Source organism: Exiguobacterium sp. s5 (genome assembly GCF_018618075.1).
Taxonomy (GTDB): domain Bacteria; phylum Bacillota; class Bacilli; order Exiguobacteriales; family Exiguobacteriaceae; genus Exiguobacterium; species Exiguobacterium mexicanum_A.
This window is the reverse complement of the sequence record NZ_JACSLK010000002.1, coordinates 313,170-328,714: the sequence shown is the minus strand read 5'-3', so window position 1 is coordinate 328,714 and position 15,545 is coordinate 313,170. Positions and strand designations below refer to the sequence as shown.

The window sequence follows — 15,545 nt, the reverse complement described above, 5'->3', positions numbered from 1 at the left end:
CGAATAGAAAACTGAAACGATTAAAGACGATGAAGGAAATGAGTACGTCGTAACCGCCTCACCAGAGACATCTTCCTAGGCTGTGAGAAGATGGGGGTCCGGTCGACCGAAGCTAGTCTGGAGTCCCCACTCACCCTGGGCGCCTCATCCGCGTTATCGGATGTTCGAGGCACGGCTTTGCCGTGCGAACGAGGGTGGTACCACGAAGCGATGCTTTCGTCCCTTTCCACAGGGATGAGCATCGCTTTTTTTCGTTTCGTTTAAACTGAAGGAGGAATTGTTGATGAAACCGCTCAAACCATTAACTGGCGCACAGATTCGCCAAATGTATTTAGATTTCTTCAAATCGAAAGGACACAGTGTCGAGCCGAGTGCCTCACTCGTACCGGTCGAAGATCCGACGCTTCTTTGGATCAACTCAGGCGTCGCGACGCTCAAAAAATACTTTGACGGCCGTGTCATTCCAGCCAACCCGCGCATCGTCAACGCGCAGAAGTCGATTCGGACAAACGATATCGAGAACGTCGGGAAGACGGCGCGTCACCATACGTTCTTCGAAATGCTCGGGAACTTCTCGGTCGGTGATTACTTCCGCGAAGACGCGATCAAATGGGGCTGGGAACTTCTGACGAGCGACGAATGGTACGGGCTCGACCCGGATCGCTTGTCGGTGACGATTCACCCGGAAGATGAAGAAGCGAAACAACTTTGGCTCGCACTCGGCGTGCCGGCCGACCGCATCATCCCACTCGAAGAGAACTTCTGGGAAATCGGGGAAGGCCCGTCTGGCCCGAACACAGAAATCTTTTTCGATCGCGGACCTGCGTTCGGCGACGACCCGACCGACCCAGAACTATACCCGGGCGGCGAGAACGAGCGTTACCTTGAAATTTGGAACATCGTTTTCAGTCAGTTCAACCATGACGGGCACGGCAACTATACCGAGCTCCCACGGAAAAACATTGATACAGGGATGGGTCTCGAGCGGATGGCGAGCGTCATGCAAGACGTACCGACGAACTTCGACACGGACTTGTTCATGCCAATCATCCGCGAGACAGAGAAAATCAGCGGCGAGACGTACCGCACCGACAGCAGCAAAGATGTGGCGTTCAAAGTCATCGCTGACCACATCCGCACCGTCTCGTTCGCGATCGGCGACGGGGCGCTCCCATCGAACGAAGGCCGTGGCTACGTGCTTCGTCGTTTGCTCCGCCGGGCCGTCCGCTATGCGAAGATGCTAGGCATCGAGCGTCCGTTCATGTATGAGCTCGTCGACGTCGTCGGCGACATCATGGTCGACTTCTACCCTGAAGTCCGTGAGAAGAAAGACTTCATCAAGAAAGTCGTCAAGAATGAAGAAGAGCGTTTCCACGAGACGCTTCATGACGGTCTTGCTATCTTGAACGAAGTCGCGAAAGCACAAAAAGCGGCCGGTTCGAACGTCATCAGCGGTGAAGATGCGTTCCGTCTCTACGATACGTACGGTTTCCCGCTCGAGTTGACGATCGAGTACGCCGAAGACCACAAATTGACGGTCGACGAGGATGGATTCAAACAAGCGATGAACGCTCAGCGTGAACGCGCTCGGACTGCCCGTGCCGACGTTGAGTCGATGCAAATCCAGTCAGGCGTTCTTGCGGAAATTACGCTTCCATCATCATTCGTCGGGTACACGAACCTCGGAACTGAAGCGAAAATCATCAGCTTGATTCATGATGGAGAGCTCGTTGACGTCGTCGCGGCAGGGGAAGAAGCACAAGTCATCCTCGATCAGACGCCATTCTACGCTGAGAGCGGCGGTCAAATCGGCGATAAAGGACAAATCGTCGGGTCGGACTTCGTCCTTCACGTGAAAGACGTCTCGAAAGCGCCGAATGGCCAAAACTTGCATACGGTCACGGTCACGTCAGGTGTCGCCAAGGCAGAAGTCGCGGTGACGGCTACGGTCGATCAAAGCTCGCGTCAAGCGATCATCAAAAACCACACAGCGACGCACTTGTTGCATCGCGCGTTGAAAGACACGCTCGGTGAGCACGTCAACCAAGCAGGTTCGCTCGTGACACCAGACCGTCTTCGCTTTGACTTCTCTCACTTCGGCCAAGTGACGGCTGAAGAGCTCCAATCGATTGAACGTCAAGTGAACGAACGCATCTGGGCGTCAATCGCTGTCGATATCGAAGAAATGAACATCGCCGATGCGAAAGCGAAAGGTGCGATGGCGCTCTTCGGTGAGAAGTACGGGGATGTCGTCCGCGTCGTCGCTGCCGGTGACTCGGTCGAACTTTGCGGTGGTTGCCACGTCGGCAACACGGCGGAAATCGGTCTCTTCAAAATCTTGTCGGAATCAGGAATCGGAGCCGGTACACGTCGCATCGAGGCGGTCACAGGAGCTGGTGCTTACGAAGTGATGAACCAGCACATCGAGACGCTCGAGACGGCAGCGAAACTGCTCAAGACAAAACCACTTGAAGTGCCGACGCGTGTCCAAGCGCTTCAAACTGAAATGAAAGAACTTGAACGCGCGAGCGAATCGCTCAAAGCGAAACTCGCCAACATCGAAGCATCGTCACTCACAGACGCCATCGAGACGTTCGGTGATGTCCAATTGATCGCTAAGCGCGTCGACGGACAAGATATGGACGCGCTGCGTGGCATGGTCGACGAATTGAAAGGCAAGCTCGGCTCGGCCGTCATCTTGCTCGGCTCGGCGAACGGCGACAAGGTCAACCTCGTCGCAGGTGTGACGAAAGACTTGAACGACCGTGGCTTCCATGCCGGGAAATTGATCAAAGAAGTGGCGACACGTTGTGGCGGAGGCGGCGGAGGCCGTCCTGACATGGCGCAAGCCGGAGGCCGTGATGCGACAAAACTGGATGAAGCATTGAAGTTCGCTTCACATTACGTTCAATCACTGGCATAATAGAGTGTGAAGTGCAAACGGAAAGAGGTGGATTCTTGTGAGCCAAATGGATCGCACGATGCAATTCAATTTTCCAGAAGATGATAATCGAGCCAACACTCGGGAGACACTGATCACGGTGTATCAAGCACTCGAGGAGAAAGGCTACCAACCGATCAATCAAATCGTCGGATACTTGTTGTCAGGTGACCCTGCCTACATCCCGCGTCATAACGATGCGCGAAACTTAATTCGCAAAATCGAACGAGATGAGCTGCTCGAAGAGCTGGTCAAATCGTATTTGAACGATCGTAGAGAGGATTAATATGAAGCGAGTCATGGGGCTCGATGTCGGTTCGAAGACGATTGGGGTCGCCGTGAGCGACCTCATGGGATGGACGGCGCAAGGTGTGGAGACGGTCTACTGGACCGAGCCGGACTTTGAGGAAGCTGTCCGTCTGCTTCAACCGATTATTGAGCAGTACGATGTGAAAGAAGTCGTTGTCGGCCTCCCGAAGAACATGAACGCGACAATCGGACCTCGGGGCGAGGCGTCACAGGCGTTTGCCGCGGCCCTCACCGAAGCGACCGGTTTGCCGACAGTTCTCGTCGACGAGCGTTTGACGACGATGCAAGCGGAGCGGATGCTCATTTCAGCAGACGTCAGCCGAAAAAAGAGAAAGGCCGTCATCGATAAGATGGCAGCCGTCATGATTTTACAAAATTACCTGGATCGTGCAGGCAAATAAGGAGGAATTACTCATGGCAGAAATCCGTCGTGAAGAAGAAATGTACCGTATTCCAGACGAAAATGGAGACGAGCATTTATTTGCAGAAATTTTCCGGATGACGAGCGACCGCTCGAAGAAGACGTTTGTCGTTCTTGAGCCGGTCGGCAATCCAGAAACAGAAGACGAAGATGACGACACAATCGAAGTGTACGCGTTTGAAATCGAAGAACTTGAAGATGGCGAGTTCATCTTGAAGCTCGTCGAAGACGATGATGACTTCGAGGAAGTCATGGAAGCGTTCGATATCGTCAATGACGAAGTTGGTTTAGACTAATACGTGGACGGGCGACTAGGGGAAACCCTCGTCGCCCATCTTCATAACAGAAGAACAGGGGAGAAATGCGCATGAACCATCCATCGATGTTTGATGAGAAGCGTGCACGTAACCGGATTGTTCGGCGAATTACGGTTATCATCCTTGCTGTCTTTCTTCTAGTGATCGCCACAGGTGCCGCGGTATCTTATGCGTTCGTGAAACGATCGCTTGAACCCGTTGACCCAGCTTCGACCGAAACGGTCGAGGTCGAGGTTCCACTCGGTGCAGGTTCTGGTTACATTGGCGAACTACTCGAAGAGAATGGCCTCGTGAGGAATAGCACGATTTTCCGTTTTTACACACGGTTTAAAAATGAATCATCGTTCCAAGCGGGGACGTATACGTTGTCTCCGTCACAATCACTTGACGAGTTAATCGCCACGTTGAAGACGGGGAAAGTCATCGTCGTCCCGGATATCAAATTGGTGATCCCGGAAGGCTTTACGATCGACCAAGTCATCTCGCGTCTCGCAAAACAGGCTGATATTCCGAAAGAAGAGATTTCGGACCAACTGAGCGACGAGGAGTATATCCGCTCGCTCGTCAATGAGCATGAGATGCTGACGGACGAAGTGCTCGCCGACGGAATTTATCACCCGCTCGAAGGTTACTTGTTCCCGGCAACGTATGAGTTCGATAAAGGTGTGACGCTCACTCAGATCATCGATGAGATGCTCAAGCCGACCGAACAGCTCTATCTCGAATACGGCGATGCGGTCGAAGCGTCGGGACGCACGTTCCATGAGACGTTATCGCTCGCCTCGATCGTTGAGAAAGAAGCGGTCTCGACGGAAGACCGTCAAGAGATCGCAGGTGTGTTCGAGAACCGTCTGGCCGATGGCATGAAGTTGCAGTCCGACCCGACCGTCTGGTACGGTACCGGGGAGACTTCGATTTTCACATCGTTCAACGATCTCCAAAACGATTCACTTTATAACACATACCGCTACGAAGGGATCCCAATCGGACCAATCGCTGCGGTCAGTCGTGACGCGTTCGTCGCCACGCTCAATCCGAACGATACGGATAACGTTTATTTCTACGCCCGACCACCGCGTGAAGGATTCCCGAACGGGGAAGTCTTGTTCGAAGTGGAGTACGAGGCGCACCAACAGAACGTCAACAAGTATCGTCCAGAATGGGAAGCGTTCGAAGAAGCAAACAACAATTGACGGATATGCGACCGGAAGCCTTGGCTTCCGGTCGTTTGAATGATTAGAGAGTAAGAGGTGTACGACGTGGAACATTCATCCTATGAAGGTTACGTGGAGAACTTGGTCACGCCCCGATCGCCGTTATTGGCGGAGATGGAGGCGTTCGCCCGAGAACATCACGTGCCAATCATGGACTTGACCGGATCTGAAGTGTTGCTGTCGCTTCTCGCGATGCAACGTCCGAAACGGATCCTTGAGGTCGGTACGGCAATCGGATACAGTGCGATTCGAATGGCTGAACTGTTGCCGGACGCAGAAATCGTCACAATCGAACGAAACGCACGACGTCACGAAGAGGCACTCGGCTTTATCGGACGCTCGGACGTATCGGACCGAATCACTGTCATTCATGGTGATGCGGTGGAGTTGATCGGGACGATTGAAGGAGAATTCGATGCGGTCTTTATCGACGCGGCCAAAGGTCAGTATCAAAAATTCTTTGATGGGTATGGCGCTTTAGTACCAATTGGTGGTACGATTTACAGCGATAATTTATTTTTACGAGGGGACGTCCTGCTCGAGGATGTGTCAGTGCTTGACCGTCGACGCCGCCGGCTCGTTCGTCTCGTAAAAGAGTTTACTGAGCAATTGATGGCACGGACCGATTATCATACTGCAATTTTGCCCCTTGGTGATGGCCTAGCAATCAGTCGTAAATTACGATGAGGAGGACTTAACTTTGATGCAACATAAACCCGTCATTATCGGCGTGGCCGGGGGGACCGGATCAGGTAAGACGACCGTGGCCCGCGCGCTCGTGGATGCGTTCAAAGGACAATCGGTCGTCATGATCGAGCAAGACGCGTATTATAAAGACCAGTCAGAGATGACGATGGAAGAACGATATAAGACGAACTATGACCACCCGTTCGCATTCGATAACGATCTTTTGATCGAGCATATCAAGCAGTTACAAGAGCACAAGGCCATCGAGAAACCGGTGTATGACTATGCGGCGCACACGCGCTCGGACAAGACGATCTTGATCGAGCCGGTCGACGTCGTCATCGTCGAAGGTATTTTGGCGCTCGAGGACGATCGTCTCCGAGACTTGATGGACATTAAAGTGTTCGTCGACACGGATGCGGACGTCCGCATCCTACGCCGGATGCAGCGCGATCTTAATGAGCGGGGCCGGTCAATCGACTCGGTCGTCGCCCAATATACGAATGTCGTCCGGCCGATGCATCTTCAATTTTGTGAGCCGACGAAACGTTATGCGGACATCATCGTACCTGAAGGTGGAGAAAACTTTGTCGCCATCGATTTGCTCGTGACGAAGATTCGCTGGGTACTCACAGAACGCAACCGGGCATAAGAAAATAAATCGTTTTCAATTTAACCTAGCTGTAATATACTAGGAGACAATGAAGGAGTGACAGAAATGGCTGAAAAACAACATTACATGACGTTAGACGGAAAAGCTAAGATCGAAAATGAATTGAACGAACTGAAGACGGTGCGCCGTAAAGAAGTCGTTGAGAATATTAAAATCGCCCGCGATTTCGGAGACTTGTCTGAGAACGCTGAATATGATGCGGCGAAAGAAGAGCAGGCAATGGTCGAAGGACGCATCGCCCAACTTGAAGAGATGCTTCGTAACGCCGTCATCATCCAAGATGACGTAGCCGACAACTCGATGGTCGCCATCGGGAAAACGGTAACGTTCTTCATTCAAGAAGATAACGAAGACGAGACGTACACAATCGTCGGTGGCGCCGAGGCCGACCCATTCACAGGGAAAATCTCAAACGAATCACCAATCGCCAAAGCGCTTCTCGGCCGTACGGTCGGAGACGTGGTCAACGTTCAAACGCCAGGCGGCGACATGGTCGTCGAAATTAAAGAAATCAAGTAACACTAACGAGCGACATCCATCTGGAGGTCGCTCTCTTTCTGAGGAGGCACATATCATGAAAATCGGAATCATTGGAGCGATGGAAGAAGAAGTAAACTTGCTCCGCAACGAATTGACAGAACGGACAGACACGGAAATCGCCAACTATCACTTCTATGAAGGATACCTCGGCAACGTCGAAGTCGTCATTTTAAAGTCAGGCATCGGCAAAGTGAACGCGGCCATCGGGACGACGCTCTTGATTGATAAGTTCAAACCGGACGTCGTCATCAACACCGGTTCAGCCGGCGGCTTCAAAAAAGGGATGAAAGTCGGCGACGTCGTCGTCTCGACAGAAGTCCGTCACCACGATGTCGACGTGACAGCGTTCGGCTATGAGTATGGGCAAGTTCCAGGCATGCCGGCGGCATATACGGCCGATGCGCACTTGATGGACGTCTGTAAAGAAGTCATCGAGAGTCTCCATGACGTGAACGTCCATACGGGCCTCATCGTGACGGGCGACTCATTCATCAATGACTCGAAACGGGTGGCGGACATCCTCGGACATTTTGATGGCGTCGCCGCCGTCGAGATGGAAGCCGCTCCAATCGCGCAGACGTGCTACCAGTTTGGTGTCCCGTTCGTCGTGACTCGTTCAATCTCGGACAGCGCCGATGAGGAAGCGAACTTGTCGTTCGACGAATTTTTGGAGACGGCATCGATTAACTCGGCGAAAATGGTCATGGCCGTCACAAAACGACTCGGTCAAAGCGAATAATCGAGAGGGATGCGTTGACATCCCTTTTTTATTCCCTTATATTAGTACCAGATACTAAGAATAGGGGTCATCAACATGAACATTGGAATCATTGGCATCGGTTCGTTCCTTCCGGACAACCGGATCACGAACATCGATTTGGAAAAACGAATGGATACGAGCGACGAATGGATTCGGACCCGGACCGGGATCGAGGCGCGCCATTTGGCAGACGCTGATTTGAGCGTTGCCGATATGGCCACAAAGGCTGCCGAACGGGCGCTTCAAAGTGCGGGTGTGTCGATTGAAGATATCGACGCGATCATTTGCGCGACGGCGACGGCGCCATCATTCCCGGCGACGGCTTGTCTCGTGCAAGCCAACCTTGGGGCAAAGCAAGCGGTCGCCTTCGACGTTAGCGCCGCCTGTAGCGGCTTCATCTTCGCGATGGATACGGCGAAGAGCATGATGTTCGCGAAAGGGTTGAAGCGCACACTCGTCATTGGAGCTGAGAAGATGGGCAACTTGATCGATTGGGACGACCGTTCGACCGCCGTCTTGTTCGGTGATGGGGCGGGTGCCGTCGTTCTCGGCGAAGACGAGGTGGCCGCCATCGAGTCGGTCATTCTCGGAAGTGACGGAACCGGCGGAAAGTTCTTATATGAGAATGAAGAAGGTAAGATTGTCATGAACGGTCGTGAAGTGTTCAAATTCGCCGTCCGTAAGATGCCTGACATCGTCTTAGAGGCGTTGCAAGGGGCCGGGAAGACGATTGAAGACCTCGACGTCCTCGTGCCGCACCAGGCGAACCGTCGTATCATTGACGCAGCGATTGAACGGTTAGGGATTGACGAAGCAAAAGTTGTCGTCACGATTCAAGACCATGCGAACACGTCAGCTGCTTCAATTCCACTTGCTTTGGCCGAAGCGGTCAAGCAACGGAAAATCTCAAACGGTCAAACGATCGTCGTCGCCGGCTTCGGCGCCGGGCTCACATGGGGAGCGAGCTGTTTAACATGGAATAACGCTAACATCACGGAGGAGATTAACGCATGAAACGAGTAGTCATCACAGGATTAGGAGTCGTTTCCCCACTCGGGAACGACGTTACGGCAATGTGGGAGCGACTGTTGAACGGGGAAAATGCAGTCGATACGTTAACAAAGATTGATATTAGCCAGTATCCGGCGAAAGTCGGGGCGGAAGTAAAGGAATGGAACATCGATCATTTGGTCGAACCGAAGGAAGCACGCAAGATGGATTCATTCATTCAATATTCGATTCTTGCGGCTGACGCTGCGCATCGGGATAGCGGTCTAGATGTGAAAGCAATCGCGGACGATGTCGGGATTTGGATCGGAAGCGGGATCGGTGGGGTCGAAACAATCGACAAACAAGCGAGCATCTTGCATGAACGGGGACCACGTCGCATCAGCCCATTCTTCATCCCGATGATGATTCCAAACATGGCGAGCGGTCAAGTTTCGATTTACCTCGGAGCAAAAGGGCCGAGCAACTGCTCGGTCACAGCTTGTGCGTCTGGAACGAACTCAATCGGTGAGGCGTTTAAAGTCATCCAACGTGGTGATGCCCTCGCGATGTTCGCAGGTGGGGCCGAAGCACCAATCACGCCGCTCTCATTCTCAGGATTCTGTGCCAACAAGGCACTATCGACGAATCCAGACCCGAACACGGCATGCCGCCCGTTCGATCAGAACCGTGACGGCTTCATCATGGGTGAAGGCGCGGGCGTGCTCGTTCTCGAGGAATATGAGCATGCGAAAGCGCGCGGAGCCAAAATGTATGCGGAGGTCGTCGGGTATGGCATGAGTTCGGACGCTTATCACATCACGGCGCCGTCACCTGAGGCAGAAGGTGGATCAAAAGCGATGAACGAGGCGCTTCGTGACGCGGGAATTCGTCCAGAAGACGTTCAATACATCAACGCACACGGGACGAGCACACCACTCAATGACATGCTCGAGACGAAAGCGATCCACAACGTCTTCGGTGACCACGCGCACAACTTGGCCGTCAACTCATCTAAATCGATGATCGGGCACTTGCTCGGCGCAGCCGGCGGAGTCGAGGCCGTCATCACGGCGTTATCGATTCATGAGGGACGGATTCATCCGACGATCAACTGTGAGACACCAGCTGATGATTGTGATTTAGACTATGTCCGTGACGGAAATCGGGAACTTGATATCCAGTACGCACTGAGCAACTCGCTTGGCTTCGGGGGCCACAACGCGACGCTCGCATTCGCGAAAGTGAACGACTAATAGTAGAAAAAAGTGACAAAAACGGGTAGGGTATAAGGGTTGGTCTAACAGAGAGGAGAATGTCAGATGAAACGATTTTTCATCGGTGCCGCCTTGTTGGGTTCAGTCCTTATCCTTTTTTTAGTTATTTGGTACGGACAACGAGAGCAGGCACGAGAGTTACTACCACCAGAAGAACAAATCGTGACGATCCATGGAGAGACGTTGCCGGAGCAACCGAACACGCTGCTCGCGATCGATCCAAGTTCGCAAACTGTGTTATCGCATATTTATGAAGGATTGTATCGCTTCGGAGCGGACGGTGAGATTGAACCGGGACTCGTTGAGACGATGACGCGTTCCGAGGACGGGGCGACTTATACGTTTAACTTGAAGGCAAGTCAAACTGTGAATGGAAATGCAATCACGGCTGAAACGTTCGTCGAGCATTTTCGCATGCTCGCCGATGACGATACGAATTCCCCGTTCAGTTTCCTCCTCGGAGATGTATTGAACGCGAAAGCGATCAGTCTCGGGACGAAAGAACCAGAGACGCTCGGCGTGAAAGCGATTGACGAACAGACATTTGAACTGACGCTCGAGCGTCCGATGGAAGGGTTCGAGCAGATGTTAGCGATGCCGGCCTTTCTGCCGCAGACGATGATTGGGGAGTGGCAAGAACTCGACGCGAACGGACCGTTCCAAATCGAGTCAATCGACGCGGCCCAGGCGACGTTGATAAAAAACGAGGATTATTATGATGCAGATCGCGTCACGCTCGAAAAGGTTATCATCTGGGCGGATGAAGGTCTAAGTTCAGAGCCCGACGGTATTCACCCGATCCCTTACGGCACGGACGAGGGGACAATCGAATCACTCGAAGGTAAGCTCGTTGATGTTCCGCGAAGCGGCGTCTTCTATTTAAAACCGAACGTCGACGAGTATCCGTTCGATGATGCCGATTTCCGACGCGCGCTCGCGCTCTCCTTAGATCGCGAAGCAGTGGAAGGGTCACTCGCAAGAGCCGAACGGACGACAGAACGATTGCTCGTCACCGATCAAACGGAGACGGAGCCGACGCTTGAAGGAGAGGCGGCGACACTGTTCGCAGACGTGCTTGATCGGCTCGAAGAAGAGGAAATCGAGATTGAGTTGCTCAGCTTTGTCGATGAAGAGGCGAGACAAATCGCCCAGACGATTGAAACAGAGCTTGAACAACTTCCCGGTCTTCAAGTGAACGTCGTCGAGTTGCCGCTCGGTGACAAAGTTAGGAAAGAAGTCGCAGGCGATTACGCGTTGTCACTATCAGGGTGGCAACCGGACTACCCGGCATTCAGTGCCTATTTGACCCAATTCGAGACAAATAACTATTTGAATTCGAGCGGATACACGGACGAAACGTTCGATCGTTTGATGGATGAGGCCCGCTCGACAGAAGTACTTGCGGACCGGAACGAGACGTATCGACAGGCGGAAAAACGGCTGTTGGAAGAAGCTGTCGTTATCCCAATCTACCAAGCTGGAAGATCTTACGCAGTCGATTCCAAATATGCGGAAATCGGTTTTCCGGTCATCGGTCCTTCGTACGTCCTAACTTTTTCTAAAGTTTATGAAAAATGAGCTTAAAGCCCGTCTCCCTAGGCGGGCTTTTAGCCTATAATAAAAATTTTTTAGAAAAATCAAAATAAACACTTTGCAAAATTATCAGAATATTGTATTATTGCTTCAACGGGATTGTGGTAGCAAATTTTGTAAAGTGAGATATCTGAATTTTCTACCATCGTTCATTTCGTTAAACCGAAAAAAATCAGGGGGTCATCGCAATGAATAAGAAAAAAGGTTTTGCTTTAGCAACGTCGGTAACGCTTCTATCTAGCGCATTCCTAGCAGCTTGCTCGGGTGGGGAAGAAGAGACATCATCAAATAATCAAGGTTCTGAAGGCGGCGCAGACGAGGAGCAAGTCCTCAACTTGCTCGATAGTTCTGACATCCCTTCACTTAACCCTACACTCGCGACTGACGCGGTTTCGTTCAACGTCTTGAACAACGTTAACGAAGGTCTCTATCGTATGAACGACGAAGATAACCCTACACCGGGGATCGCGGAAGATCATGACGTCTCTGAAGACGGGAAAACGTACACGTTCAAAATCCGTGAAGGCGCAACTTGGTCTAACGGTGAGCCTGTAACAGCGAACGACTTCGAATACGCTTGGAAAGAAGTCCTTAACCCGGACAACGCTTCACAATATGCTTATGTCATGTCAATCATCGAAGGTGCTGAAGCCTACAACACTGGCGAAGGCGAGCGCGACGCTGTCGGCGTCAAGGCACTTGATGATCAGACACTTGAAGTTAAATTGACTGCACCAGCAGATTACTTCCTCGGCCTCACAAGCTTCGGCGTATTCATGCCTAAACTTGAGTCGTTCGACAAAGAGCAAGGCGAGAACTTCGGTACGTCTGCAGAAACAACGCTCTACAACGGACCGTTCAAACTCGAAAGCTGGGAGCGCGAGCAAGGCTGGAAAATGGTCAAAAACGACGACTACTGGGATGCTGAAGCCGTCAAACTTGAAGAAATCAACGTTAAAGTCGTTAAAGAAGTTTCAACAGGTGTTAACTTGTACGAAAACGGCGACGTTGACCGCACTGGTTTGACTTCTGAACTCGTTGCTCAATACCAAGACAACGAAGACTTCTCGACTGTCGTTGAGCCAACACTCTTCTACCTTCAGTTCAACACTGAGGTTGAAGCGCTCGACAACCAAAACATCCGTAACGCGATTGACGCGGCATACGATAAAGCAGCGATCTCTGAAACGCTCCTTGCGAACGGTTCAGTCCCTGCCAACTACCTCGTACCTAAAGACTTCGTCACTGGACCAGACGGCGCGGACTTCCGTGAAGCGAACGGCGACATCGGTGGCTACGACGTGGACAAAGCGAAAGAGCTTTGGGAAAAAGGACTTGAAGAACTCGGTCAAGACTCTGTCGAAATCGAGCTCCTCAACTATGACTCAGAATCTGCGAAGCAAATCGGTGAGTTCATCAAAGGTCAACTTGAGAAGAACCTTCCAGGGATCACGCTTACAATCAAGCAACAACCGTTCAACAACAAACTTGACCTTGAGAACAAAGGTGAGTTCGAGTTGACATTCGCTGGCTGGGGCCCTGACTACCAGGATCCAATGACATTCGTTGACCTCTTCGTCACTGACGGACCATACAACCGTGGTAAGTGGTCGAACGAAGAATTCGACAAGCTCATCGAATCTGCGAAATCAAGCACAGATGCTGAACAGCGTTGGGCTGACCTTCAAGCTGCAGAGAAAATCGTTCTTGAAGAGAACGCGATCTCGCCAGTTTACCAACGTGGATCGGCTCGCCTCACGAAGCCATACGTTAAAGGAATCGTTGAACACGCGTTCGGCGCTGACTACTCGTACAAGTGGGCATCTATCGAAGGCAAAGAGTAATAAGAAACAACACGCATACAAAAAAGAGACGGGGACGCCTGTCTCTTTTTTTGTGTCTTCAGTTTGACCAATCACGTTGCACGAACAAGCCGCCCTTTGCATGCAAAGGGCGGCTACTTTTTATTTCTTCACTTTGGCCCGTTTCCGGTTGAGTCCCATCGCTTTCTCGATTTTCGCGAGATTTTTGTTGGCGACGGCTTCTGCCTTTTCACGACCTGCGTCGAGGATCGCATCGAGCTCAGCTGAATCGACGAGTTCATGATAGCGATTCTGAATCGGCTCGAGCATGGCGACGACCGCTTCAGCGACATCTTGTTTGAACGTCCCGTAGTTCGAATCTTGATAACGTTCGACGAGTTCGTCGATTGGCGTATCGGTCGAGAGTGAATAAATCTCAAGCAAGTTTGAGATTCCCGGCTTGTTCTCTCGGTCGAAGCTGATGATCCCGCTCGAGTCTGTGACCGCGCTCTTGATTTTTTTGCGGATGACGTTCGGCTCATCGAGCATCGAGATGAAGCCTTTCACGTTCGCATCCGATTTCGACATCTTCTTCACCGGGTTCGTCAAACTCATGATGCGGGCGCCTTCTTTTTGAATGAGCGGCTCAGGAATCGTGAACGTCTCGTAGTATCGCTTGTTGAAGCGCTCGGCCAAGTCACGCGTCAATTCGACGTGTTGTTTTTGGTCATCACCGACCGGGACGAGTTCTGTCCCGTACAAGAGGATATCGGCCGCCATGAGCGTCGGATAGACGAACAGGCCGGCACCGATATTTTCACTGTTTTGGGATTTGTCTTTATACTGCGTCATCCGGCTCAGTTCACCCATGCCGGCGATACACGTCAACATCCATCCGAGCTGGGCGTGCGCCTTCACTTCCGACTGGACGAAAATCGTCGACTTCTCAGGGTCGAGACCACAAGCGAGATAAAGCGCCGCAAGTTTACGCGTGTTGTCCATCAACTCGACCCGGTCAAGTTGGACCGTGATCGAATGGAGATCGACGACACAGTAGAACGCTTCGTGCTCGTCTTGGAGCTCGACAAACTGTTTCATCGCCCCTAAGTAGTTACCGAGCGTCACGACGCCGGTCGGTTTAATGCCAGAAAAGATTTTTGCCATGATTGCACCTCCATAGAATATAAAAAAAACCGCGGTTCCCCGCCCGAAAAATCGGGACGAATAACCGCGGTGCCACCCAAATTTGCATGAAGCTCATGCCACTTGATCGCGTTAACGGGCGTGACCGTCTCACCATACTATCGTTCAGGTGAGCCACTCCGAAGTCCATTCGCTCGACGCTCTCCATCTACTCGCAGCAACGTAGACTCTCTGGGGGAAAGGGGGATCGAGGTACTTGTCTTCTTCATCGTGTTTCCTATTGTTCTAGCCATAGTGTAGCATATCGTCTGAAAAATCGGAAGGTCAAACGAGGGTGATGATGTAGGAGAGAATGATGCTACCGACGCCGACGTACACCCAACGCGAAGCCGAATGTTTTTGAGCGGCCCGTTCTTCCGGTGTCGCCTCTTCGTCTTCCTCGTAATCCGGGTCAATCTCTTTCAACTTGGCGCGTCGGTTACGTTTGAACCCGTACATGATGCCGTCGAATAGTCCGGACGCGCTCATTTGAGAGAACATACCGATTGCAAAGACGAGCATCCCGGCGACGAACAGACCGCCGCTCAAATGAAACAATAACGTTTCATCCTGGTAATAAGAGAGGCTCGACCAGACCGTGTAGGTAATTGTGACAATCCCCCAAACGATTAATATACTTCTAAAATTTTTCAATGTGACAAACTCCTTTCAGCTTGGATGTGCTCCATCGAGTCATCCGCCCTATGGCTCTATGATACCTGTTGCTTGGTGGAGAAGGCGAGAAGTTCGTGTTGAAAATGACAGCGGTTTATTAGGGAGTTGACAGTTTGATTAAAAATTTTTTACAATAGCCCTAACGTTCTTTCGTCGGATACAAAATG

The 15,545-nt window shown here is 51.7% G+C and carries 15 protein-coding genes and 1 other annotated feature; of the genes, 13 read left to right on the top strand and 2 right to left on the bottom strand.

Annotated elements, in window-relative coordinates; translation table 11 throughout:
• Positions 1 to 283: 283 nt before the first annotated feature.
• From alaS to KNP60_RS05710, 13 genes are all read left to right on the top strand, one after another.
• The gene (alaS, locus tag KNP60_RS05770) at positions 284 to 2,923 is read left to right on the top strand and encodes an alanine--tRNA ligase (RefSeq protein WP_214787909.1); all 2,640 of its coding nucleotides are present in this window, start codon (positions 284 to 286) and stop codon (positions 2,921 to 2,923) included.
• A gap of 37 nt (positions 2,924 to 2,960) precedes the next feature.
• The gene (locus KNP60_RS05765; protein ID WP_029595797.1) at positions 2,961 to 3,227 is read left to right on the top strand and encodes an IreB family regulatory phosphoprotein; all 267 of its coding nucleotides are present in this window, start codon (positions 2,961 to 2,963) and stop codon (positions 3,225 to 3,227) included.
• 1 nt (position 3,228) lies between these two features.
• Positions 3,229 to 3,651 carry a Holliday junction resolvase RuvX gene (gene ruvX, locus KNP60_RS05760; RefSeq protein ID WP_034776916.1) on the top strand — a complete coding sequence of 141 codons (423 nt, stop codon included), beginning with the start codon at positions 3,229 to 3,231 and terminating at the stop codon, positions 3,649 to 3,651.
• Between the two features lie 13 nt (positions 3,652 to 3,664).
• Positions 3,665 to 3,967: a DUF1292 domain-containing protein gene (locus KNP60_RS05755; protein WP_034776918.1), complete on the top strand. Its 303-nt coding sequence runs from the start codon at positions 3,665 to 3,667 to the stop codon at positions 3,965 to 3,967.
• A gap of 71 nt (positions 3,968 to 4,038) precedes the next feature.
• Positions 4,039 to 5,181, top strand: a complete 1,143-nt coding sequence (mltG, locus tag KNP60_RS05750; protein ID WP_138859711.1) for an endolytic transglycosylase MltG — start codon at positions 4,039 to 4,041, stop codon at positions 5,179 to 5,181.
• A gap of 66 nt (positions 5,182 to 5,247) precedes the next feature.
• On the top strand, positions 5,248 to 5,889 hold the full coding sequence (locus tag KNP60_RS05745; RefSeq protein ID WP_138859710.1) for an O-methyltransferase: 642 nt from the start codon (positions 5,248 to 5,250) through the stop codon (positions 5,887 to 5,889).
• 16 nt (positions 5,890 to 5,905) lie between these two features.
• Positions 5,906 to 6,541 (top strand): uridine kinase, encoded by a 636-nt coding sequence (gene udk, locus KNP60_RS05740; protein ID WP_034776924.1) that lies wholly within the window; start codon positions 5,906 to 5,908, stop codon positions 6,539 to 6,541.
• 66 nt (positions 6,542 to 6,607) lie between these two features.
• Entirely contained in the window at positions 6,608 to 7,081 is a 474-nt protein-coding gene (gene greA / locus KNP60_RS05735; RefSeq protein ID WP_029595793.1) for a transcription elongation factor GreA, read from the top strand.
• Between the two features lie 55 nt (positions 7,082 to 7,136).
• The gene (gene mtnN, locus KNP60_RS05730) at positions 7,137 to 7,841 is read left to right on the top strand and encodes a 5'-methylthioadenosine/S-adenosylhomocysteine nucleosidase (RefSeq protein WP_029595792.1); all 705 of its coding nucleotides are present in this window, start codon (positions 7,137 to 7,139) and stop codon (positions 7,839 to 7,841) included.
• Positions 7,842 to 7,916: 75 nt separating this feature from the next.
• A complete protein-coding gene (locus KNP60_RS05725; RefSeq protein ID WP_214763829.1) occupies positions 7,917 to 8,876 on the top strand; it encodes a beta-ketoacyl-ACP synthase III in 960 nt (319 codons plus the stop codon).
• Complete coding sequence (gene fabF / locus KNP60_RS05720) at positions 8,873 to 10,105, top strand: beta-ketoacyl-ACP synthase II (RefSeq protein ID WP_029595790.1); 1,233 nt, start codon at positions 8,873 to 8,875, stop codon at positions 10,103 to 10,105. The genes KNP60_RS05725 and fabF overlap by 4 nt, the downstream gene beginning before the upstream one ends.
• 66 nt (positions 10,106 to 10,171) lie before the next feature.
• Complete coding sequence (locus tag KNP60_RS05715) at positions 10,172 to 11,704, top strand: peptide ABC transporter substrate-binding protein (RefSeq protein ID WP_214797073.1); 1,533 nt, start codon at positions 10,172 to 10,174, stop codon at positions 11,702 to 11,704.
• A 203-nt stretch (positions 11,705 to 11,907) separates the two neighbouring features.
• Positions 11,908 to 13,563 carry a peptide ABC transporter substrate-binding protein gene (locus KNP60_RS05710; protein ID WP_214797072.1) on the top strand — a complete coding sequence of 552 codons (1,656 nt, stop codon included), beginning with the start codon at positions 11,908 to 11,910 and terminating at the stop codon, positions 13,561 to 13,563.
• 120 nt (positions 13,564 to 13,683) lie between these two features.
• Here the strand turns inward: KNP60_RS05710 and trpS are convergent, their stop codons facing one another.
• Together trpS and KNP60_RS05700 are read right to left on the bottom strand one after the other, a co-directional pair.
• Entirely contained in the window at positions 13,684 to 14,685 is a 1,002-nt protein-coding gene (trpS, locus tag KNP60_RS05705) for a tryptophan--tRNA ligase (protein WP_034776932.1), read from the bottom strand.
• Positions 14,686 to 14,734: 49 nt separating this feature from the next.
• Positions 14,735 to 14,942, bottom strand: a binding site (T-box leader).
• A 46-nt stretch (positions 14,943 to 14,988) separates the two neighbouring features.
• Positions 14,989 to 15,357, bottom strand: a complete 369-nt coding sequence (locus KNP60_RS05700) for a DUF3899 domain-containing protein (protein WP_214797071.1) — start codon at positions 15,355 to 15,357, stop codon at positions 14,989 to 14,991.
• Positions 15,358 to 15,545: the final 188 nt, after the last annotated feature.